This window comes from Dyadobacter sandarakinus, assembly GCF_016894445.1.
Classification (GTDB): Bacteria; Bacteroidota; Bacteroidia; order Cytophagales; family Spirosomataceae; genus Dyadobacter; species Dyadobacter sandarakinus.
Genome location: NZ_CP056775.1, coordinates 5,406,094 through 5,429,897 on the forward strand (window position 1 = coordinate 5,406,094; position 23,804 = coordinate 5,429,897).

Below are 23,804 nucleotides of genomic sequence, written 5' to 3' on the forward strand. Positions count from 1 at the left end.
TGCAAAGCAGGGCTTTATGATGATGAGTAAAATTTTTCAAACAGCAAAAAAAGCCGGTCTGGACGAGTTTATGCTGGCACTGCTCGGCGTGATCCTGCTGGCATGGCTGTGGCCGGAACCCGGCATGCGGGACAGCCCGCTGCCACTCTCCGAAATCTCGACCTATGCAGTTTCGGTTATATTTTTCTTCTACGGACTGAGGCTCAGTCCTGAAAAGCTCAGGGCAGGATTGGTTAACTGGAAGCTGCATATCATGGTCCACCTTTCCACTTTTGTGCTCTTTCCGGTGCTGGCACTGACGGCCAGGTCATTTTTTACCGGTAATGAAGCACAGTCACTCTGGCTGGCCGTTTTCTTTCTTACAGCCCTGCCTTCCACGGTATCTTCGTCGGTTGTCATGGTTTCCATAGCGCGCGGCAACATTCCGGCTGCCATTTTCAATGCAAGTATTTCAAGCCTGATCGGGGTTTTTGCAACCCCGCTGTGGATGGGGCTGGTTATGGACGCCACACCGGGCGCATTTGATCTCTGGTCAGTAGTCGGAAAGCTGGCATTGCAAGTATTGTTACCGGTATTTGCCGGTATCCTGCTCAATGGAAGGTGGGGGCATTTTGCAGAAACTTACAAGAAGTATATCCGCTATTTTGACCAGTTTTCCATACTTCTGATCGTATATACCTCATTTTGTGAATCCTTCGGCGAGCATCTTTTCAGCGCTCTGGACCTGAAAGATCTGCTGTTTTTGGGTGCAGGAATGCTGGGTTTATTCTTCGGTATTTACTTTTTGCTGACATTTATAGCCAACCTGCTGCATTTCAGCGATGAAGACCGTGTGACAGCCGTGTTTTGCGGATCTAAAAAGTCGCTGGTACAGGGAGCGGTGATGTCCAAAGTACTTTTTTCGGGCGCTCAGGCTGGAATTATGCTGCTCCCGATCATGATATATCATGCATTACAGCTGATTGCCGCCAGCATTATTGCCCAGCGCATCGGGCGGGAGGCGCAAGAGCAGGTGGCACAACAAAACAGGATTTTATGAAAATACTTTCATGGCTTGTCCGGCTGATTGTGCTGGTTCTGCTGCTGGCGGGGTTGCAGTCCATCTGGGCGGGCTATCGCAGCGGGAACTGGCTGCCGGGCTGGCTGGGCAATAAAAATGATGATGTACAAACCATGCATACCCTCGTATTGCAGGAAGTGAGTGCTATGGGCAAGCTGGAACTGGTGAAGTATAATTTCAAGGATGTGGTGGAGCAGGAAGTTGTCAAAACTTTTTTACCCAATGCCAAAGCCGTCCTCATTGTTCAGGGTGAGGCGATCGGCTGCGTGGATCTTACCAAAATTGTGATCGGGGATATTACTTCGGACGATCAGACACTGGTTGTCAACATGCCCGACCCGGAGCTCTGCGTTTTCAAGATTGACCATAGTAAGTCCAAGGTATACCATACCGAGTACGCTTTTACCGAGGAGGCCAAGCTGGTGCAGGAAGCTTACAGGCAGGCTGAAAAACAGATCCAGAAATCGGCCCTTGATATGGGTATCCTGGACCAAACCCGGGAAAATGCCCGTAAGATCCTCACGCCTGTGCTGGAAAAAGCGTCGGGCAAAAAAGTACTGATCCGGTTTTCTCCGAATGCTGTCATTGATAAATTGCGCTAGCGACATAAACTGACCTGAACCCATGAGTACCAAAGGATTTCTGACACAAAATGAACTGGAAGAGAAAGTGGCAGCGGGGCTGATCGAAACCGTAATCGTAGGTTTTACCGACCATTATGGCCGCCTGATGGGCAAGCGTGTGGATGCGGAGTACTTTCTGGATGATGTCCTCAAATCGGGTACGCACGGGTGTAATTACCTGCTGACTACCGATATGGCGATGGAGCCGGTGCCCGGCTATACTTACGCCAACTGGGAACTCGGTTATGGCGACTTCCACCTGGTTCCCGACCTGGCTACCCTGCGCGTGGCCGACTGGCTGGAAAAGACAGCACTGGTTATTTGTGATGTAAAAAACGAGAAAACACACAACGCCGAAAACATTGCCCCGCGCTCGATCCTCAAAAAGCAGGTCAGCCAGCTGGAAAGTGACGGGATGCAATGCTTTGCCGCTTCTGAATTAGAATATTATCTGCTGGAAAACAGCTACCGGCAGGCATTTGAACAAAATTACCAGAACCTCTCACCAGCGGGTTATTACCTGGAAGACTACCATATCATGCAGGGTACCCGCAATGAAAAGTTTACTTCGACAGTCCGCCGTCATCTCAAAAATTCAGGCTTGCAGATCGAAACTTCAAAAGGAGAGTGGGGCCTTGGTCAGCATGAGCTGAATGTAAAATACGCCGAAGTACTCCCGATGGCTGACAACCATGTGGTGTACAAGCAATGCATGAAAGAAGTGGCTGATGCCATGGGACTTTCGGTTACGTTCATGGCCAAATTCGCGACGGGGCAGGCAGGTTCCAGCAGTCACATCCATATGAGTTTGTGGAAAGACGGGCAGAATGCATTTGCCGGAGACCAGGAGTTCGGGCCGGTAAAAGGATCTGATCTGTTCCGCTGGTTCCTGGGTGGCTGGATCAGGCACGTGCCGGATGTAATGCCGTTTTACGCACCTACAGTCAATTCCTATAAGCGGTATGTGGACGGTTCCTGGGCCCCCACGCGCCTGGCGTGGAGCTACGACAACCGAACCGCGGGTTTCCGGGTGGTAGGCAGTGGGCCCAGCCTGCGGATTGAGTGCCGCATTCCGGGTGCGGACTGCAACCCTTATCTTGCATTTGCGGCCTCACTGGCCTCAGGGCTGGAAGGTATCCGCAGCAGGATTGAGCCACCTGAATGCTTTGTGGGCGACATTTATGCTGCTGCACATTTACCGAGGGTACCTTATACGCTGGCAGAGGCAACAACCTTGTTCGAAAACAGTGATTTTGCAAAAGAAACCTTCGGTACCGAAGTAGTAGCCCACTATACCCACTTCTTCAAAACCGAACAACAAGCCTACAACACTTCTGTCACCGACTGGGAAAGAAAAAGGTATTTTGAACAGATTTGATTGCGTAGCAATTAGCTGTTAGCTATTAGGATTTCTTATTCAATCATTCAGTCATTCAATCATTCAAAATTCACTCATTCAAAACTCACCCATTAAACTTCACTCCATGCGTTTAGAAAACAAGGTTGCCCTGATTACCGGCGGCAGTGGCGGAATCGGCCGCGAAACTGCATTGCTGTTTGCCCAAGAAGGTGCAAAAGTCGTTGTGACTGATGTCAATGACACAGCAGGACAGGAAACTGCCGACGAGATTGTCCGCAACGGAGGCGAAGCATACTTCCTGCATTCCGATGTTTCCAAAGCTGCTGACTGTGAAGCTGCGGTAACATTTGCCGAAGAGCAGTTCGGGAAGCTGAACATCATTTTCAACAATGCAGGCATCATGCACAGCGACGACGACAATGCGGTTACTACCGAAGAGGCGATCTGGGATCTTACAATGAACATCAATGCAAAAGGGGTTTTCCTGGGTTGCAAATATGGCATTCCTGCACTTCAGAGGGCGGGCGGCGGCTCTATTATTAATACAGCTTCCTTTGTAGCCATACTGGGTGCAGCCACTCCGCAGGTAGCCTATACAGCCAGTAAAGGTGCCGTGCTGGCACTGACACGCGAGCTTGCGGTGATTCATGCGCGCGAAAACATCCGGGTCAATGCATTGTGCCCCGGGCCGCTGCGTACCGAGCTGCTGATGAAATTCCTGAATACAGAAGAGAAAAAGCAGCGCCGGCTGGTGCATATTCCTATGGGCCGTTTCGGTGAAGCCAGAGAAATGGCCTACGCCGCATTGTTCCTCGCCTCCGATGAGTCATCTTTCGTTACCGGCACCGACTTCCTGGTCGATGGTGGGATCACTTCGGCCTATGTAACTCCGGTTTAAGGAGGAAGGAGGAAGGGATCAAAGGAGGAAGGGAGTAAGGAGGAAAGGAATAAGGAGTAAGGAAGAGCTCCTTGATGCTTACTAGCATCCTCCTTTCCTCCCTCCACCTTCCTCCCTACACCTTCCTCCCTCCTCCTTTCCTCCCTTTCTCCTTTCATCCTTTTTAAAAAAATGATACAAAAAACAATCAGCCCGATCGATGGGTCGGTATATGTGGAGCGGACGCTGGCCGATGATGCGGCGGTGGCGGCTGCGCTTGAAAAAGGCGTGGCAGCACAAAAAGCCTGGCGCAACACCAGCATTGCGGAACGGGAAGCTATTTGCCGGAAAGCATTGGAATATTTTCTTGATAACGCTGATGAAATCGGCCTCGAACTCACCTGGCAGATGGGCCGGCCGGTGCGCTATACCGCCAATGAAATCAGGAAAGGATTTCAGGAGCGTGCCAATTATATGATTTCAATAGCCGGAAAGGCGCTGGCGGATGTGGAAGTTGAGCAGATTACGGGCTTTAAAAGGTTTATCAGGCGGGAGCCGCTTGGTGTGGTGTTTGTGGTTGCACCCTGGAATTATCCCTATCTGACATCCGTAAACTCTGTGATACCGGCTATTATGGCAGGTAACTCGGTGATATTAAAGCACGCGCAGCAAACGCCGCTTTGTGCCGAGCGGTATGCAGCTGCATTTGAGTATGCGGGATTACCCAACGGTGTTTTCCAGTTTTTACATCTCAGCCATGCACAGGTAGCCTCGGTAATTGGGGATGAGCGCATTGGCTATGTGGCATTTACAGGTTCTGTAGAAGGGGGACATGCCGTGCAGAAGGCTATTAACGATCGCTTTATTGTTGGTGGTCTCGAACTCGGAGGCAAAGACCCGGCCTATGTTCGTGCGGATGCCGACCTGGCTGATGCCGTGGAGAACCTGGTGGACGGATCTTTCTTCAACTCGGGACAATCGTGTTGCGGCATTGAGCGGATTTATGTTCACCAGGAAGTATATGAGCAATTTGTAAGTGAATTTGAAAAACTGACAAAGACCTACGCGCTGGGAGATCCAACCCAGGCGGATACTACCCTCGGCCCTATGGTACGTACTGCCGCGGCAGACTTTGCCCGTGAGCAGGTAGCAGAAGCGGTTGCCGCAGGTGCAAAGACCTTGATTGACCCGCATCTTTTTTCCGCAGATCAGCAAGGTACTCCTTACATGGCGCCTCAGGTGCTTGTGGATGTAAACCACGATATGCGGGTAATGACCGAAGAAACCTTTGCACCGGTGGTGGGCATTATGCCTGTGAGCAGCGATGAGGAAGCTATCAGGCTGATGAATGACAGTCAATACGGATTAACTGCCTCAATTTGGACCTCCGACCTGGATGCCGCCCTGAAAATCGGGGAACAGGTAGAGACCGGTACCTGGTTTATGAACCGCTGCGACTACCTCGATCCGGCCCTCGCGTGGACTGGCGTTAAAAATTCAGGCAGAGGGTGTACTTTGTCGTCTCTCGGGTATGAGTCGCTGACCCGCCCCAAATCTTTTCATTTGAAAATTAAAGAATAGATGCGGGTAGGATTGCTGGAATGTGACCATGTACGGCCCGAACTGCTGGATATCGCCGGGGATTATCGCGAGATGTTCCCGGCATTGTTCTCGGCGGCAGGCTGGACGTTTCAATTTTATGACGTATGTAACGGGCATTTTCCCGAAAATGCCGCCGCATGCGATGTATATCTTTGTACAGGCTCCAAATATTCTGTGTATGATACAGAGGATTGGATACTGAGACTGAAAGACTTTGTAAACGAGGTTTATCATTCCGATTCATTTTACATAGGCGTTTGTTTCGGGCACCAGATGCTGGGTGAGGCGCTGGGCGGAAAAGTTGAAAAGTCAGCGCTGGGCTGGTGCGTGGGAATGCATTCCTTTGAAATAGTCCGGAGAGAAAACTGGATGGAACCCTGGCAAAGTGAGCTCAACCTGCTTATGATGTGCCAGGATCAGGTTACAGAACTTCCCGCCGGCTCGACGCTGCTTGCTACTACGCCAGCATGTCCGACGGGCATGTTCAGGGTGGGTGAAAGAATGCTGGGCATTCAGGCGCACCCGGAATTTACAAAGGCTTATGATCAGGCACTGATGGAGCTCAGGGTAGAGCGCATTGGGCAGGAAAAGGTTGAAAATGGCATAGCCAGCCTGCAAAAGTCAATGCATAGCAAGGTTATTGCTGAGTGGATCGGGCGCTTCATATCGTTATGAAGTAGCCGGATGTATGCTTACTTTTACGACCTTAATGAATACATACCATGGCAGACAGCATGATTTCACGCCGGCAAATTCTTACTTCGCAGCAAACCAGGCAGAAGATCCGGCGCATTGCATTTGAGATATACGAACAGAATTTTGAGGAAACCGGCATCATCATTGCCGGGATAGCGGGTGAAGGTTACACCTTTGCAAGGCTGCTCACAGCTGAGTTACAGCAGATTGCTCCGCTGAATGTACAATTGATCGAGCTCCGGTTTGACAAGCATATTCATCATCAGAGCCCCATTCTTTTCGACCGGGATGTGGATGTGGAAAATCAGGTAGTGGTGGTTACGGACGACGTACTGAATACGGGCCGCACGCTTGCCTTCGCGCTGGAACCGTTCCTGAAAGTACAGATGAAGAAAGTACAGGTAGCTGTGATCGTGGACCGGAGCCATCATAAATTCCCCGTACATGCCGACTTTGTGGGCTATTCGCTCAGTACCACGCTCACCGAGCACGTCGAGGTCGTACTGAATGGTAGCGGGGAAGAGGGAGTTTATCTTGAATAAAAAGGCAGGCCGTATTCTCCTGGCTGACTGTCAGGAGAATACGCGTCTCAGCTTGATATTTTCCACCGGTCTGATGATAAGCGGGACTTTCTCGGTTTTTACAGAACTACTGTCCAGCCCAAACCACTTGTCTTCCGGGGTTGTAAAATCTTTTACAAAAAAGTAAGCTTTCATAACGAGCTGCTCGATAACCGGCAGGTCATTTTCAAATGACAGGAAGCGTTCCAGCACGACGAAACGAAAATCGCCCGTGATGTTCTGCCGGCTCAGCGATTCGTACCGGCTGGTAATATCTACCTCCTTGTTCATCACCATATCCTCCACCACTTTCCTGAAAAACATGTTGATGCGCTGATCCACCCGGAAGCCCAGCCGGAAGTTGATCTTGATCACATTGTCATTATTATCGTCATCGGAAAGTACCTTATATTCCATCGTATAAGGGTCATCCGTTATGTCCACGTGGATAAACCAGTAAACATCCGCACGTTTCGGCCGTTTCTGGAAAATGGAGTAGATCACCTTGGTCTCGATTTCATTGGCCCGCGAGGCATTGGTCATAAACACGAGGTGTGTCGTGTATTTGGGAATACTGATGTCGCGGCTCAGCTCGTGCAGGGCAGGCAGGTATTTTTCAAGCTTGGTATATTCCGTCAGGCGGAGTTTGATGTAAAATGCTTTGAGCCAGACGGTCATCAATCCTGCTACCACTACACCTACAAAAATCGTAAACCAGCCTCCATGTGTAAATTTGAGCAGGTTGGCACCCAGGAAAAGACCTTCGATAAACAGGTAGAACAGCATGAATGCAATGACGATCCAGAGGTTTACCCGCTTGATATACAAGTAATAGGAGAACAGGATTGTAGTCATGATCATCGTCAGGGTGATTGCCAAACCATAAGCAGCCTCCATATTTGATGATTGCCTGAAATAAAGTACCACACCGATACAGCCCATCCAGAGCAGCCAGTTGATGCTTGGCACATACAACTGTCCTTTCTGATCACTTGGGTAGACGAGTCGTACCTTTGGCCAGAAATTGAGGCGTATTGCTTCCGAAATCAGGGTAAATGAGCCTGTGATCACAGCCTGGCTGGCGATAATGGCGGCCAGCGTAGCGATAACAATGCCTGGCAGCAGAAACCATTCGGGCATGATTTCGTAAAAAGGCTTGCGTGCATTGAGCAGCTGGCCCATTTCAGAAATCAGCCAGGCACCCTGACCGAAGTAGTTGAGCAGCAAACAGATTTTTACCGCAATCCAGCTTACCCGGATGTTTTTTCTGCCACAATGTCCCAGGTCCGAGTACAGCGCCTCGGCCCCCGTGGTACAAAGGAAAACAGCGCCCAGTATCCAGAAACCGCCGGGATGCTTGGTAATCAGGTCAATACCGAAAGAAGGATTGAGGGCTTTGAGGATCTCGGGATGCTTTAAGATCTGGTTTAGCCCCAATATGCCGAGCATCCCGAACCACATTACCATAATAGGCCCGAAAGCACGGCCCACCACCTTGGTACCGAACGCCTGGATCACGAAAATACCCGTCAGAATGCTGATTACGATCGGGATCGTCTGGATGTTGGGATATAAAAGTTGTAAACCTTCCACCGCCGACGACACGGAGATGGGCGGGGTAATAATCCCGTCGGCCAGCAGGGTACTGCCCCCAATGATGGCCGGCACGGTAAGCCACTTGGCATGTTTCCGCACAAGTGCGTACAGGGCAAATATCCCGCCCTCACCCCGGTTGTCGGCCCGGAGGATCAGGATCACGTATTTGATTGTGGTCTGAAGAGTAAGTGTCCAGAAGATGCAGGAGATCGCACCATAGATGATCTCCTCGGTAATGACTTCATGCAGGATAATCGCCTGCATTACATAGAGCGGGGAAGTTCCGATGTCCCCGTAAATGATACCAAACGCAACCAGTAACCCCGCAGCCGTCAGCTTGTCTATTTTATGCTTGGATTCCATTCCATCTGTTGAAAAAACGGCGAAAGTTAGGAAACAAGGTGTGTGGACAAGCACATCTGCCGGATTTATTTTTACAGCTGATGCGGTATTTGCAGGTATAGTTATATCAAATGGGTTTTTAGTACACTGCCGCCGAAACCCATGTTCCGTACTACTTCATTAAACGGACATTTTTAATAAAATGCCTTGCAAAAATAGGTGGTTTAAAGGCCTCCCAAGCTTGTACCGTTTGGCTCTCAACTGCAAGCAGGAAATCTGTAAATGCAAAGTAATTCTTACTAATCTGCGTATAGGATAAAACTATTTTGAATACGGTGTGATTTTGCTAAATTGCCGGCGTACTTACGTTCCGTTCTTCTCGTTAAATATTCCATTTTAACAATTCTTCAAATGAAGAACTACGTATTTCTAGGCTTGGCCAGCCTGGCTGTGCTGACGTCCAGTTGCAGTCCCAAGGCATCTCCCGAACCTGTGCAGACGCCGGTTCAATCACCTCAAACAGAAGAAACGCCGCCCGCTGGTACCCCGGAAAGGTTGCTGCCTTCCCTGCTCCCGACAATTGCCTACCCTATGTTCATCACAGGTGAAACAGAGTATGTTTCAAAACTGAAACCCGAAGCATGGTTCTCCCGCCCACTGGAAAAGCCTTCGCTCGGCAGCATTGCGGCACCGGGCAAGGTTCCGGTGATGGTCGCATTCGGCGGAGGGCTCACTGCCGGCGTAAGTAATGGCGGCCTGAACCGGGAAGCACAGCAGTTTGCCTATCCGAACCTGGTAGCGCATCAGATGGGCATTGCCGACTTTAAGACGCCTCTTTTAAGCGAAGCCGAAGCAAACGGAACAGGCATTTTCTTATACGAAGATCCCAAAGCCGAGTATCCGCGCTGGAAAGAGGTAAAAAACAACCTGGCCAAGCTGGAAGCAGGCGAGCCGGTTAAGATGACTCCTTATGAGGGAGTAGTGCACAATTTTGCTTATCCTAACGGAGGGACAGAAGGTGCGGTATATTATTCACCAAACTGGAAAAATCAGGTTTATCCTGCAAGATTTAGTAATTACAATATCCAGCCTCCCTCTTATTTGCTGGGAGATATACAGGCAAAGCACAATTATGATTTTGTGATCATTGAAGAATATTTCGATGATTTGACCTCAAATCTCATCAATATAGCCCGACTTGATGAAAAAGCGACAGGTATACCCGTCTGGAATGAATATCGGATTAATCCTTACACGATTGAGGCGGCGGTAAATAAGGGTCAGAAAGGTGTAATATTCAACATCCCTCATTTTAAGCATCTTGGCTTTATGAACTGGTATAAAGCGGAGGAGCTGAAGAAGAAGGTTTCATCTCTGTCTCTCGTATACCTGACTCCATATGGAGAGAAGACTATCAATGGTTCAAAGCCTTTTTTCTTGAAACCGACCCCTGTCGTTGAAGATCTGTTTTGGCAAGCAGATGTAAACAAGAAATTGGAAGTTAAGTTGGTTGACCTGGATGTCATTGATGATTCCGAGGAGGATATCATGGATCCCAGCAAAATTTATAATAGGGATCTACAAAAACTGGCAACTCAGCGAAATCTCGCGTTGGTTGATCTTTACAAGATTTATGAAAGGATCCATAATGGCACATACGTGACAGATGATGGACTCAAAATCGACGGATCAATGCGCGGCAATTTCTTTTCTTCCGACGGTATCTATCCCACGCCGATTGGGCAAGCAGTAATTGCAAATGAAGTAATAAAGGCGGTAAACCTGAAATATGACTCGAAAATCCCGCTGATCAATGTGACCGAATTTGCCGAGAAAGTCGGAGTAAAATAGGTTTTTCAACTTGCATCATTAAACCCGGTCGGGAAGTCTGGCCGGGTTCTCATTTTTAAATCTTTTCACACTATGAAAATACTTCTTACGATAGCGATCACTTTTTTTCTCTTTGTGTTTAGTGTTGCTGACGCCCAATATTTGAGCTTGTCATATCCAAAATACAACTCTGTAATACAGCGAGACAACAATAGTATTGCGACAGTCACTATTGCGGGTCAGCTTGTTTGGGGCACTGGACCGAATGGTTCGATAGTGCCGGGAACTAATGTTTCTTATAAGATAAAGACACTTAACGTTAACCCTAACATCCAGGGTGCTATTGTAAACCTTACTCTGGAATCGAATGGGATGTTTTATACCACGGTAAACCTTTCAAAAGGATGGTATCTGGTCGAGGTCATGTTAAATGGCGCTGTCTACGCGTCATCAAAAGTTGGAGTTGGGGACGTATTTCTAATAGCCGGACAATCAAATGCGCAGGGAGTTGTGAGCAATCCGGGAAAGCCGTGGCTACTTCCCAATACCACAGGTTTTCCAGAATGGATTACAGGTCTTAATGCTAACCAAAACTGTTATCGGGGTCTTCCCGAAACGATCAATGGTATGTATTCTTTAACAGATCCAGGAAGTCAATACAACTCCCTGGGTCCCACTGGAAACAACGTTTGGTGCTATGCTGTACTTGGGAAAAAGATTTCTGATGCGAATGGTGGAATGCCGGTAGCATTTTTTAATACGGCATCTGGCGGTAGTACGGTTACGCAATGGTACAATGGAGCACAGGGGTTGCCAACTGCAAATCCATACACAGGTGGGCAGCAGTTTTGTATTGGTTACCCCGGAGCTTCGCCAAATCCCACTGACTATTATGGTCAACCATATACACCACTGAAATTTGGGCTTAATTATTATGCATCAATTTTCGGGGTTGGGGCGATATTGTGGCATCAGGGGGAAGCAGATTCAGACAATACTATTCCAGCAAACTATAAAGCTACTTCATCAGCTGATTATCAGAATAAGCTTCAATTTGTCATAGACAAATCCCGGACTGATTTTGGGGCGAATGTCAATCCTAATATCCTGACCTGGATTATTTCAAAAGCAACTATTAGCAAATTCGGACCTCTCAATAATACGATCAGAACTGGACAAGGCAATGTTGTAAATGCTTTGAATAAAGTTGGGCCAGATACTGACTATGCTGTGGGTAGTGTAGGGACTACTACTGCAATCACGCATCGGAGAGATAGTACTCACTTTGAAGAATCTAAAAACAATGCACTCACCTGGCTCGCCGGTAAGTGGTTCGATGCAATCGGCAATAATGGTAACAGAATACCAGCCGGCTTCGTACCGCAGCTTTCCTATGCTGTAAACGGTAGTAAACGTATTTTGACTGCGCCGGCAGGGTACTTGGAATATCGCTGGGGATATAGCATTAACTCCCCGATTGCCGGGGCCACCACAAATGTCTTTACAACTGAGACTTGCTATCCGGAAATCAAATGCTTCCTGAAAGATGCCAAAGGCAACTGGCACGTGTCGGCAGCCACCTGGGTTCATTGTTACACATCTAATATCGTAGCTGGTGGAGGTGAAGTTGAAAAAAATGTTACTGACGAGCCGGCGCTAAACTTTACAACGTATCCCAACCCGTACCAAGAGGAGTTTCTGATTGAATTCAATGTAAGCGAAGACGGCAGCGATGTGCAGTTAGAGCTGGTCGATGTGGAAGGCCGCATACTCAAAACCATTGTCAGCAATCCGCATGCCCGTGGCAAATGGAAGTACTATTCTGGCAAAATGGAGGCCGGAGTACAACAGGTTCTCTGTCGGTTGAAGGTCAACAATCTTTATACCGTGAAAAAGCTCGTCAAGGCCGAGTAAGCACGTCTTGGAAGATATCAAACAAATGTCTTCCACAATAGAAATCCATTCAGTCCGATGATGATGGCGGCGATGACCCAGCTCAGTATTGTTACGGGTACCGCATTGGCAAAGCGGCCCATGATCTTCGGATTTGAAGTAAAAAATACCAGTGGAACCACTGCAAAGCTTAATTGCAGGGACAAAATCACCTGACTAAGTACCAGCAACTCGGCAGTGCCTCTTTCTCCAAACATAATGGAGACAACCAGTGCCGGAACAATCGCGATCCCCCGGGTGATCAGGCGCCTAAGCCAGGGTTTCAGACGGATGTTCAGAAATCCTTCCATCACAATTTGTCCGGCCAGCGTGCCCGTCAGCGTAGAGCTTTGCCCCGACGCCAGCAGTGCGAGCGCAAAGAATATTCCCGCCATACTTACCCCTAATACCGGATCCAGCAAATGATAGGCATCAGTAATGTCGGCAATCTCAAAATGACCATTGGCATGAAACGCGCTGGCTGCCAGGATCAGGATGGAGCCATTAATAAAAAACGCCAGCGCCAGCGACACTGTAGAATCAATCGTAGCAAAGCGGATTGCATGTTTTTTGCCCTCGTCCGTACGCTTGTAAGCCCTGGTTTGTACAATGCTGGAATGCAGGTACAGGTTATGCGGCATCACAGTTGCCCCCAGGATCCCGATGGCGATGTACAGCATGCCCGGATCGGTTATAATTTGTTTTTTGGGCATAAGACCTTCCACAATTCCGGCCATGGAAGGCTGCGAAACGATCATTTCATATAAGAAGCTCAGCAGGATAATGCTCATAAGCCCTGCTACAATGCTCTCAATAATGCGGAAGCCTTTTTGCTGAAAATACAAAACCACCAGCACGTCCAGAGCGGTGAAAAGAATACCTACCGGCAGCGGCAGTCCGAAAAGCAGGTTCAGTGCGATGGCAGAGCCGATCACCTCGGCCAGGTCAGTAGCGGCAATCGCGATCTCGGAAAGGATCCAAAGTACAAATGAGACCGGGCGGGAATAGTAGTCGCGGCAGGCCTGCGCAAGGTCACGGTTGGTGGCAATGCCCAGTTTCAGCGATAAATGCTGCAGCAGCATGGCAAAAAGATTCGAAATCAAAATTACGCTCAGCAGCGCATAGCCGAACCTCGAACCTCCTTCAATGTCTGTCGCCCAGTTTCCGGGGTCGATATACCCCACTGCGACCATCAGTCCTGGTCCTGTAAATGCCGCCAGTTTTTTCCAGAACCCTGCATTTTCGGGAATCTGGATGGAAGAATGTACCTCCGGTAAAGAGTTGGATTGCGGGTTTTCGGGACTGCCTGGCTGCAATGATTCGTTGATTTTGAAACTGTCTACCATTTTAACTAAACTCTAATAAACAATTCAGATGAGTAAAAACAAAGATAAGTATAAAACTAAAAACAATTTTTAGGTTAGTCTAAATTTTTTATATTCCAGTTGGTAAGTCGTATTTTTGTTTTTAATAAAAAAACGCAACCGGCTTTTCTCCGAAATGCAGAATTCCTTCACAGAAGAAAATTATCTGAAAATCATCCACTCACTTTCTGGTCGCGACGGGCAGGAAGTCAGCACGAATGCACTGGCTGAAAGTACGGCCACGCGCGCTGCCTCCGTGACGGACATGCTGCGCAAGCTGGCCGAAAAAGGGCTGATACATTACAAAAAGTACCAGGGTGTGCGCCTCACCGACGAAGGGGAGCGGGTAGCGATTAAAGTCATCCGCAAGCACCGGCTATGGGAAGTTTTTCTCGTAGAAAAGCTTGGATTTGGCTGGGATGAAGTACATGATATTGCTGAAGAGCTGGAACATATACCGTCCGAAATCCTGGTCGAAAAGCTCGATACATTCCTGGGCCACCCGCGTTTTGACCCGCACGGTGACCCGATACCCGACTCTAAAGGCAACCTGACCGAGCCCGACTACCGCATCCTGGCCGACGTACATTGCGGCGAGAAAGTGCTCATGATGGGCGTCCTCGATCATGCACCGGCATTTCTGCAGCATCTGGATAAAACCGGCATTACGCTGGGAAGTGTGCTCGAAGTGTTGGAGGTCAATGAATATGATAAATCGTCGTCTGTACAAATCAACGACGGTCAGACGTTGTTCATCAGTCTCGACGTTTCCAAAAACCTGCTTGTGCAGCGCGTCTGAGATTTCTAGCCCATGAAAATCAAAATACTGGATCGCTACCTGATCAAAAACTTCCTGGTCACCTACGTTTTTGTTGCATTCGTGATCGTGCTGATCATCTGCATGATCGACTATACCGAAAAGGTGGACGATTTTCTGGACAAAAAAGCACCTTTAAAGGAAATCATCGTCGATTATTACCTGAACCTGATCCCTTACTGGATCAACTACATCAGCCCGCTGATGGTGTTCATTGCGACGGTATTTTTCACGTCGCGGATTGCGGCCCGCACGGAGATCATTGCCATTCTGAGCAGCGGGATCAGCTTCGGACGAATGCTGCTGCCCTACATGGTAGGCGCTGTGATCCTGGGTATTGTGACCTTTCTTCAGGTGGGCTGGATACTGCCCAAAGCCAACAAAATCCGCAACGTTTTTGAGAAAACGTATGTCAAGCAGGAGTTCTATTTCAGCGGGCACAATGTCCATATTACCATTGCGCCGGACGTTTACGCCTATCTCGAAAGTTATAATACCGCTTCCAAAACAGGCAATAAATTTACCATGGAAACCATCCGTGGAAACCAGCTTCTGCAAAAGTTTTATGCGGATAAGATCGTCTGGCAGCCCAAAAAAGGCAAATGGACCTTGCAGAACTACCAGATCCGGACACTCGACAGCCTGGGTGAAAAGCTTAGCAGCGGCATGGAGATCGACACCACGATTAACCTGTATCCCAAGGATTTTGAAAGTGACTATCACCTGTTTGAAACCTTCACGCTGCCCGAGCTGAATGACTACATTGACCTGCTCAAAAGCCGCGGGGCCGACGGCCTTGAAGTGTACCTGATTGAAAAATACACCCGCTTCACCCAGCCCTTTGCCATATTGATCCTGACGGCTATCGGTGTGATTGTCTCGGCCCGCAAAAGCCGGCGCGGGGTAGGCTGGCAGATCGCACTGGGCTTTATGCTGGCATTTATTTACATCCTCTTTTTTCTTTTGTCAAAAGGCGTGGCCGAGGCGGGCACGATCAATACCCTGTTTGCGGTGTGGCTGCCCAATATCGTATTCTCCTTCATCGGGCTCCTGCTCTATAAGACATTGCCCCGGTAATTATGATCACATCCGATTCACTGAAGTCCTACCTGCATTTGCATTTCCTGGTGATGATCTGGGGATTTACGGCCATTGTCGGACTGCTCGTCAGTATATCGCCGGTAGCACTGGTATTGTACAGGACCCTTTTTGCGGCCGCAGGTCTGGGCCTGCTGATTTACTTCAAAAACAAAAACCTGCAGGCCGGGACGCGTGATATTGTCCGGATGTTTGGGGTAGGAGTGATCCTCTCGCTTCACTGGACCTTGTTTTTTGCCTCTGCCCGGGTTTCTACGGCTTCGGTATGCCTGGCCGGGATGGCTACTACGTCATTATGGACGAGCCTGATCGAGCCGCTGGCCAATAAACGCAGGGTTAGTCCGCTCGAAGTGGGCCTGGGCGTACTTGCATTTGCAGGTTTGTATGTAGTCTTCAGATTTGAGTTTGACCATGCGCTGGGGCTGGGGCTGGCGTTGCTTTCGGCGATACTGGCTGCGTCATTTACAGTCGCCAACAGCCGCCTGGTTCAGCGGCTGGATGCGTATGTGATCACGTTTTATGAAATGGCAGGTGCTACGGTTTTTTCATTCGTTGCGCTGGTTGTATATGAATCTACGGGCTGGTCCGGCGGTGAGAAGTACATCCCGCAAAGTACGGATTGGGTATGGATCCTGTTCCTGGCACTCATCTGCACGGTATATGCTAGCACCATGGCTACGCAGCTGATGCGGCAGTTTTCTGCTTATCTGGTTAACCTGACCATTAATCTGGAACCGGTTTATGGCATTACACTGGCGTTTTTCTTTTTTGGTTCAAAAGAAAAAATGACACGCGAGTTTTACCTCGGTACTTTGCTGATCCTGCTGGCCGTACTGCTCTATCCGCTGCTGCTCAACGCTCCGTTCCTGAAAAGAAAAACCAGCCGGCACACTCCTGAATAGGTACCTGCCCGGGCTGGCCGCCAAAAGCCGAAAGCCGGCAGTCAAAAGCCGACTGCCCAACATTTCTGCTATTTTTGCCGACACTAACCGATTTTACATGAATCCAGCGCGTTTACTTCTGGTAGTACCCTGTTACAATGAGGAAGCGATCCTGCGGCTCACGTACTCCCGGTTAAACGTACTTGTAAATCAGCTTAAACAGGAAAGCAGCATTGCACCCGATAGTCGTATCTGCTTTGTCAATGACGGCAGCCGCGATAAAACCTGGATGATCATCGAAGAGCTTTGCGGCAAGGACCCGGCTGTCACGGGCGTTAGCCTGTCGAGGAACTTCGGGCACCAGAGTGCCATTATGGCCGGGCTCGAACAGCATGTGGACCAGTTCGATTGCTTTATCACCATTGATGCCGACTTGCAGGACGATATCCAGGCGATTGCCTCCATGATTGAAAAACACCGGGAAGGCGCCAAGGTCGTATATGGGGTCCGGAGTGACCGCAGCAGCGACAGCTGGTTCAAGCGCTCTACGGCTGAGGGTTTTTACGTTTTAATGCAAAAAATGGGAGTACCCGTTATTTTTAATCATGCCGATTTCAGGCTGGTCGACCGGCGGGTATTGCAGGAGCTTGGTAATTTTAAAGAAATTAATCTTTTTCTCCGGGGCATTATTCCGCTTATCGGCTTCCGGAATGAAAAGGTTTATTACAACCGGTTGGAGCGGGAAGCCGGTGAAACCAAGTACCCGCTCAGCAAAATGCTGCTTTTTGCCTGGAATGGAATTACGTCCTTTTCGACGTTTCCCATGCGGCTGGTGCTTTATTTCGGGGTGTTCAATTTTATAATCGCTATGGGCATCGTGGTGTACATCCTGTTTTCGTACCTGTTCGGGTTTACCGTACCGGGCTGGACCTCCACCATGCTGCCACTTACATTTTTCAGCGGCTCCAATATGATGGCTCTCGGGCTCATCGGTGAGTACATCGGCAAAATTTACGAAGAAGTGAAAGGCCGCCCGCGTTACATTATTGAAAAAACGATCAATGAATAAATTTTATCGTAAATACCGGACTGTCGGAAACTGGATTAACATTCTGCTGATGATCACGGTACTGGTACCCCTGGTTGCATTGTCCTACTACAATCATCCTTCCCCGGCCGACGACTTCTGCTACATTGATACCGTTTTCAAGTACGGTTGGCTGGAAGCCATGAACTACTATTATTCAGGCTGGACAGGGCGGTACTTCGGTATTTTTCTCAACCATTCCAATCCGCTTGCATTTCACTGGATCAATGGGTTCAAGGTGCTGCCGGTCGTGCTGCTGGCTGCAACGATTTTTGCGCTGTACAGTCTGGTACGCCATCTTACTCCTACATTGTCGCGTATGGCGCATCTGGGTTTTGCAGGCGTCATTTTCTTTTTGTACATCCTGAAAATGGGCAGCATTTCGGAGGCATTCTACTGGATGGCGGCATTTGTTACCTATACCGTTCCCAATATTCTTACGCTGCTCTGGATTGTACTGGTACTGCGGTGGTACCGTCAGGACACCCAGCCCAGGCGCTCAATCCTGGGAGCATTGTCTGCATTTCTGGTTTTTGCAGTAATTGGCAGCAGCGAAACCAACCTGCTGGTGATGGTACTGCTGGTCGGTGCCTGGTGGGTATACCGCCTGCTTTTTCACCGCAAGGCAGATGGGTTTATGATCGCTACGCTCCTGGTGACGTTCATTTCCTGCTATTTTTATTTCAGTTCGCCGGGCAATCAGGCCCGCATCGGAGGCAACCCGATGGGCGGTAACATTCCTTTTTCGGTTATTTCCTCGTTTACCAAGCTTGGCTCGCTGGCATATCAGTGGGTTTTCCTCACGCCGCTTGCATTCTTTTCGGTGATCTGGCTCATGGTACTTTCACGGCTGTCGGTAGGTGCGCGTACTTACTTTTCTATCCCGGTATGGTATGCAGTACTGCTGTTTATCGGTATCCTGTCGGCCCAGCTATTTCCCTCCTACTACGGAGTTGGCATCGAGCCTACACCCCGCGTGATCAACTGCGTCTACTTTTTCTTTCTGATAGGATGGTTTTACGTGCTGGGGGTCATTTTCCATGATCTGAAACAGCGCAAAATGAGTTTTTTGCAAGTCTCTGTTCCGCGCTTCGAGCTTGTATATGCAGTTTTGCTGTTGTCCATCGGCTTGTCATTTTATAAAAGTGCCAACATTCGGATGGTATATACAGACCTGCTGCGGGGTAAGGCAGCGGCATTTGACCATGAAATGAACAACCGCTACGCCGCGCTCCGCACCTCCCGGGACGAAGTGATGTACCTGCCGCCCATTTATTCCAAACCAATGTCCATTTTTTACGATGACGACATTAAAACGGATCCCAATCACTGGTGGAACAAGTGCATGGCGGGATATTTCGGCAAGCGTGCCATCATCATGAAAGATACCCGAAGTGCTCAGTAATAAAAGGACAATCCCGGCGACCCTGATCCTGTCGGTTCCCATATTGCTATGGATCGGCGTGATTTGCTACTATTCGGTCAATGCTCCCTGGTACGACGATTTTGACCCGTTCCCTGACTTCCTGAGAAAATGGATTCATGCGCGGGGAGTACAGGAACATCTTTACCTGCTTTTTCAGCCCAATAACGAGCACCGGATGGTAGTAGGCAAGCTGGTGACCCTTGCCTGCTATGCGCTCACAGGACATCTTAATTTTACTTTCCTGCACCTGGCGGGGGCTGGTTTCACATTGGGGACACTGGCGCTGGTAGCCAAAGTTTTCCGCCGTCACGATCTGCCCTGGTGGTACTTCCTGCCGGTAGTACTGTTGCTCTTTCAGGTACAGTACCACCTTGTTTTTCTTTGGGCGATATGCAGCCTGCAGCATCAGCCCGTGATCTTTTTTGTTTGTCTTTCCATGTACCTGCTTTCGAAAAATCGTTTTTCGGGTGCATTGGCTGCGGCGCTCTGTGCAACCTTTGCCATGAGCAATGGCATTTTCGTGTGGGTGGCGGGAGCAGCTGTCCTCACCTTACAGGCATCGTACAGGTGGCTTCTTGTCTGGCTTGCTGCCGGGGCAGTAGCGGTTGCGTGCTACTTTCATGGCCTCACAACCATGGGTAACGAGTCCAGCTTCGCTTACTTCGCCCAATACCCGCATTTGTCGGTTCTTGGTTTTTTCGCTTTTCTGGGTGGACTGTTCGACTTCTTTCCCGAAAAACCTGTCTTTTCCCGTTCCGTTTTGCCTGTGATCATGGGGTTTGCAGTTATGATCTGGATCAGCATATGGCTGTTTGGCCTGGTACGTCCCTGGTTTTTATCGGTTTTTGTTAAAAAAAATAAAGAAAGTCAGGTTAAAAACCGGAATGGTAACCTTTCGCCATCATCCGGTTTCCTGCTGGGCGTTCTTATTTTTCTGCTGGTTAATGCTTTCATTATCGCCTTGTTACGCCCACGTTTCGGATTCTTTGTGATGATTGTGAGCAATTACAAGATGTACCCGGCACTGTTCCTCATTGTCGCATACCTGTCCCTGCTTTTTTTTAGCAAAAACAGAAAACAAACCATTTTCCGGGGCACCTTGGTGATCGCTGCCGGCATCTGGCTGATGAGCGCCCTCAACTACCTGCCCGTCATCGCCGAAAGAAGCCGGTACCTGACCATCAATGCGTACAACCAGGAGCATCACGGTTTCGGGCTGGGGCATGTGCCGCACTCAGCAGGAGCCAGGTATGTAGATGCGCTCATGAAGGACATGGTCGCAGGCGGCATTTACCAGTATCCGAAAGCAGGTAATGAGTTGGGAAGGCTTGCATTAAGGCAGGCAGGAACTCCCCCTTTAGCCGATGTGCAGGTGATTGTGCGGGATAGTACCATTGTCATGGACGAACCTGCGGGCAGCGTTTCCATTTCGCGCCAAACCGGGCAAATTGCATTCCTGCGTGCGGACGGCAAAGTGTATTTTTTTAAAATGAATCCCCGCCTGTATGCCGGGCGCAACTTCCTCAGGCAGTACGACCGGGGATTTACTGTTGAAATTCCACTTTCTATCATGCAGGCCGGCACGTACGAGCTCGGTATGCTCCGTCTTGAAAACGGCCGGAGTTCGGGCGGAATCGTTCGGAGCATACAGGTTCCCTGACCAACCAAAGTTTCGATAATAGCCTGAAACATGTATTTTTGCCGGCATCACTCACATCGCTAAAAAAACGCCAGTCTCTTGAAAACCCCTCAGATTTCCATTGTTGCCCCGCTCTACAACGAATCCGAGTCCTTTCCCCTGCTTGTTCAGCGAATTAATGCATTAATGGATGCAAGTCCGCTTGCGATAGAGGTGGTACTGATTGACGATGGAAGCCGGGACGATACTGCATTGCGGATTCGCCAGCTTGCACTGACCGACGGCCGGTACCACGGGGTTTTCCTGTCGCGAAACCACGGGCATCAGCTGGCACTTACGGCAGGCATTGCAGCGGCGCGCGGAACAGAGGCATTGTTTGTGATTGACGGCGACCTTCAGGATCCGCCCGAGCTGCTGCCGGAGTTTTACAAGCTGCTTCAGGAGGGTAATGACGTGGTGTACGCAGTGCGCAAGAAGCGGAAAGAGGGATTGGTGAAGCGTACCGGATACCACTTGTTTTACCGTATTTTACGATCCATATCCTACGTCGAGATTCCGCTCGACAGCGGCGACTTTGCGCTGATCAGCCGTCGGGTAGTCGATGTGCTCAACAAAATGCCGGAAGAAAGCCGCTACCTTCGCGGCATGCGTTCCTGGATCGGTTTCAGGCAGGTGGGTTTTGAATATGAGCGGGATGCACGTGTAGCCGGGGAGTCCAAGTATTCTTTCAAGCAGCTTTTCGGACTGGCTTACAATGGTATTTTCAATTTCAGTGAGTTTCCGGTGAAGTTCATGAGCCGCATGGGCGTGCTGGCGATTTTGATTTCACTGGTTTACTTCCTGGTGGTGGTGATCAAAAAAATGTTTTTTGCCCACGTGATTGAAGGTTTTACGTCTCTCTTATTTGTCATCATCCTTTTCAGCGGGGTGCAGCTGCTTGCGCTTGGAATTATTGGCGAGTACGTCCTTCGCATCTTTTTTCAATCCAAAAACCGCCCCCTGTTCATCATCAAAGAGGAAATAGTCAACCGAGAGTACAAGTCGACCGATGCTGTTTAACTCCATCCAGTTTGTTATTTTCTTTATCGTTGTCACACTGGCGTATTTCAGCCTGTCGTGGCGCGGACGCTGGATACTGCTGCTGCTGACGAGCTGCTACTTTTACATGGTTTTCAAGCCGGTGTTCATCCTGATCCTTTTCGGGACGATCGTAATCGATTACTATGCCGGTATCTGGATCGAACAATCGCAGGGCAGGAACCAGAGAAAAATGCTGCTGGTACTCAGCCTCATCTCTAACATTGGCATACTTGCTTTTTTCAAATACTACGACTTTTTACAGGATTCCGTCAATACACTTCTGCAGGGCGCACATTTGCGGCCATATGTGCCACCCCTCACGGGCCTCATTCCGGGCAACATTGCGGAGTGGATGGTGACGGGCGAGGGCCGGGTGCTGCTGCCGATCGGACTTTCGTTCCATACCTTCCAGGCCATGAGCTACACCATTGAGGTGTACCGCGGAAATCAGCAGGCTGAGCGCCATTTCGGGATTTATGCACTGTATGTCATGTTTTACCCCCAGCTTGTTGCCGGCCCTATCGAGCGCCCGCAGAACATGCTGTGGCAGTACCATGCCTATTTCAAATACGACTTTGAGCAGGTGAAGCAGGGGCTGATGCAAATGGCCTTTGGTATGTTTAAAAAAATCGTGATTGCCGACCGGCTGGCTGAGGTGGTGGATTATGCCTATGCCGATGTTGCCGGTAATAACGGACTTTCACTGCTTGTTGCGACGGTATTTTTTGCATTCCAGATTTACTGTGATTTTTCGGGCTACTCCGACATTGCGATCGGAGCCGCGCGGGTGATGGGTTTTACATTGATGGACAACTTCCGTTCACCCTATGCATCGTCGTCGGTTTCTGAGTTTTGGGGCAGGTGGCACATTTCGCTTTCGTCCTGGTTTAAAGACTATCTCTACATCCCGCTGGGTGGTAACCGGAAGGGGGAGTTCCGGAAATATGTCAACCAGTTTATTGTGTTTCTCGTCAGCGGATTGTGGCATGGAGCCAGCTGGAACTACGTGATCTGGGGCGGCCTGCACGGCACCTACCAGGTCACTGCCTCTTTGCGTGATAAGTGGCTGAAAAAAGCAGGGGTTGAAATCCCGCAGAATGCATTTACCAAAGCATTAAACATCTTTTTCACCTTTGTTCTGGTGACGATCGCCTGGGTGTTTTTCAGGAACAAGGAAGCGCCGGTCATGCGGTCGTTTGTTATTTTGAACAAGATATTTCACCTCTCCTGGACCGACCCGCTGCGTACACCCTTTAATGCAGTTGAAATGTGGTTCTGTGTATTCCTGATTGCGTTTTTACTGGTCAAAGAACGTTTTTATAAGCGCATTCCCACGGCAAACACCCGGCTGTTCTTCATTTTGTTTCCGGTCATTGCATTCCTGACCTACTTTCTGGGCGTTGTTACCGAAAACCAGTTCATTTATTTCCAGTTTTAAAGACGGATTTTGTGAAAACATTTGGGTGGCAAATTTTGTTAGCCAGTCTGGTGCCACACCATTTTTCTTTGCATTTGATTAAAGATTTTAAATAAAAATGTACGAAGTAACATCTGACAACCGGTTGAAAAGTTTGATCGTAGTGGGTGACAGGGTTTTGATCCAGCCCAAGAGTCCGAGTGACCGCACCAACAGCGGTTTGTACCTGCCGGCAACTGTAACGGAAAGAGAGCAGGTGCAGACCGGCTATGTGATTAAGGTAGGTCCCGGTTATCCCATTCCCGTAGCAGCCGAGGACGAGCCGTGGAAAGAAACCGAGGAAAAAGTAAAGTACATGCCTCTGCAGTCCAAGGAAGGAGACCTCGCTATTTACCTACAGCGTAATGCTATTGATCTGGAATACGACGGGCAAAAGTACGTGATCGTGCCGCAATCCTCCATTCTGATGCTGGAAAGGTCCGAGGACTTATTCGAGTAAAACCCTTCAAAACTCAAT

The 23,804-nt window shown here is 49.2% G+C and carries 20 protein-coding genes; 18 read left to right on the plus strand and 2 right to left on the minus strand.

The features are described 5' to 3' along the window. The first annotated feature begins 22 nt into the window (after nt 1–22). From HWI92_RS22330 to HWI92_RS22360, 7 genes are all read left to right on the plus strand, one after another. Nucleotides 23–1,039 (plus strand): bile acid:sodium symporter family protein, encoded by a 1,017-nt coding sequence (locus tag HWI92_RS22330; protein ID WP_204664778.1) that lies wholly within the window; start codon nt 23–25, stop codon nt 1,037–1,039. Beyond that, nucleotides 1,036–1,662, plus strand: coding sequence for a DUF4230 domain-containing protein (locus HWI92_RS22335; protein ID WP_204659438.1), 627 nt, complete (start codon nt 1,036–1,038; stop codon nt 1,660–1,662). Before HWI92_RS22330 ends, HWI92_RS22335 begins: the two co-directional genes overlap by 4 nt. 22 nt (nt 1,663–1,684) lie before the next feature. Beyond that, on the plus strand, nt 1,685–3,061 hold the full coding sequence (locus HWI92_RS22340; RefSeq protein ID WP_204659440.1) for a glutamine synthetase family protein: 1,377 nt from the start codon (nt 1,685–1,687) through the stop codon (nt 3,059–3,061). A 106-nt stretch (nt 3,062–3,167) separates the two neighbouring features. Continuing rightward, nucleotides 3,168–3,941: a glucose 1-dehydrogenase gene (locus tag HWI92_RS22345; RefSeq protein WP_204659442.1), complete on the plus strand. Its 774-nt coding sequence runs from the start codon at nt 3,168–3,170 to the stop codon at nt 3,939–3,941. 171 nt (nt 3,942–4,112) lie between these two features. Continuing rightward, entirely contained in the window at nt 4,113–5,501 is a 1,389-nt protein-coding gene (locus tag HWI92_RS22350) for an aldehyde dehydrogenase family protein (RefSeq protein ID WP_204659444.1), read from the plus strand. Continuing rightward, entirely contained in the window at nt 5,502–6,197 is a 696-nt protein-coding gene (locus HWI92_RS22355) for a glutamine amidotransferase-related protein (RefSeq protein ID WP_204659446.1), read from the plus strand. A 47-nt stretch (nt 6,198–6,244) separates the two neighbouring features. Beyond that, entirely contained in the window at nt 6,245–6,760 is a 516-nt protein-coding gene (locus tag HWI92_RS22360; protein ID WP_229248479.1) for a phosphoribosyltransferase family protein, read from the plus strand. Nucleotides 6,761–6,790: 30 nt separating this feature from the next. Here the strand turns inward: HWI92_RS22360 and HWI92_RS22365 are convergent, their stop codons facing one another. Continuing rightward, on the minus strand, nt 6,791–8,737 hold the full coding sequence (locus HWI92_RS22365) for a KUP/HAK/KT family potassium transporter (protein WP_204659448.1): 1,947 nt from the start codon (nt 8,735–8,737) through the stop codon (nt 6,791–6,793). Between the two features lie 390 nt (nt 8,738–9,127). Between HWI92_RS22365 and HWI92_RS22370 the strand changes: the two genes are divergently transcribed. After that, the gene (locus HWI92_RS22370) at nt 9,128–10,567 is read left to right on the plus strand and encodes an SGNH/GDSL hydrolase family protein (RefSeq protein WP_204659450.1); all 1,440 of its coding nucleotides are present in this window, start codon (nt 9,128–9,130) and stop codon (nt 10,565–10,567) included. A gap of 72 nt (nt 10,568–10,639) precedes the next feature. Continuing rightward, complete coding sequence (locus HWI92_RS22375) at nt 10,640–12,460, plus strand: sialate O-acetylesterase (protein WP_204659452.1); 1,821 nt, start codon at nt 10,640–10,642, stop codon at nt 12,458–12,460. Between the two features lie 17 nt (nt 12,461–12,477). Here the strand turns inward: HWI92_RS22375 and HWI92_RS22380 are convergent, their stop codons facing one another. Beyond that, the gene (locus HWI92_RS22380) at nt 12,478–13,824 is read right to left on the minus strand and encodes an Nramp family divalent metal transporter (protein WP_204659454.1); all 1,347 of its coding nucleotides are present in this window, start codon (nt 13,822–13,824) and stop codon (nt 12,478–12,480) included. 154 nt (nt 13,825–13,978) lie between these two features. Between HWI92_RS22380 and HWI92_RS22385 the strand changes: the two genes are divergently transcribed. From HWI92_RS22385 to HWI92_RS22425, 9 genes are all read left to right on the plus strand, one after another. Further along, nucleotides 13,979–14,641, plus strand: a complete 663-nt coding sequence (locus HWI92_RS22385) for a metal-dependent transcriptional regulator (RefSeq protein WP_204659456.1) — start codon at nt 13,979–13,981, stop codon at nt 14,639–14,641. A gap of 12 nt (nt 14,642–14,653) precedes the next feature. Then, on the plus strand, nt 14,654–15,736 hold the full coding sequence (locus HWI92_RS22390) for an LptF/LptG family permease (RefSeq protein ID WP_229248481.1): 1,083 nt from the start codon (nt 14,654–14,656) through the stop codon (nt 15,734–15,736). 2 nt (nt 15,737–15,738) lie between these two features. After that, nucleotides 15,739–16,659, plus strand: a complete 921-nt coding sequence (locus HWI92_RS22395; protein WP_204659458.1) for a DMT family transporter — start codon at nt 15,739–15,741, stop codon at nt 16,657–16,659. 97 nt (nt 16,660–16,756) lie between these two features. Continuing rightward, nucleotides 16,757–17,707, plus strand: a complete 951-nt coding sequence (locus tag HWI92_RS22400) for a glycosyltransferase family 2 protein (protein WP_204659460.1) — start codon at nt 16,757–16,759, stop codon at nt 17,705–17,707. Further along, nucleotides 17,700–19,130, plus strand: a complete 1,431-nt coding sequence (locus HWI92_RS22405; RefSeq protein ID WP_204659462.1) for a DUF6056 family protein — start codon at nt 17,700–17,702, stop codon at nt 19,128–19,130. Before HWI92_RS22400 ends, HWI92_RS22405 begins: the two co-directional genes overlap by 8 nt. Continuing rightward, nucleotides 19,120–20,811 carry a glycosyltransferase family protein gene (locus tag HWI92_RS22410; protein WP_229248483.1) on the plus strand — a complete coding sequence of 564 codons (1,692 nt, stop codon included), beginning with the start codon at nt 19,120–19,122 and terminating at the stop codon, nt 20,809–20,811. The genes HWI92_RS22405 and HWI92_RS22410 overlap by 11 nt, the downstream gene beginning before the upstream one ends. 78 nt (nt 20,812–20,889) lie before the next feature. Then, nucleotides 20,890–21,849, plus strand: coding sequence for a glycosyltransferase family 2 protein (locus tag HWI92_RS22415; RefSeq protein ID WP_204659464.1), 960 nt, complete (start codon nt 20,890–20,892; stop codon nt 21,847–21,849). Then, on the plus strand, nt 21,839–23,308 hold the full coding sequence (locus HWI92_RS22420) for an MBOAT family O-acyltransferase (protein ID WP_204659466.1): 1,470 nt from the start codon (nt 21,839–21,841) through the stop codon (nt 23,306–23,308). The genes HWI92_RS22415 and HWI92_RS22420 overlap by 11 nt, the downstream gene beginning before the upstream one ends. Before the next feature lie 97 nt (nt 23,309–23,405). Beyond that, complete coding sequence (locus tag HWI92_RS22425; RefSeq protein WP_204659468.1) at nt 23,406–23,786, plus strand: co-chaperone GroES; 381 nt, start codon at nt 23,406–23,408, stop codon at nt 23,784–23,786. The last annotated feature ends 18 nt before the right edge of the window (nt 23,787–23,804 follow it).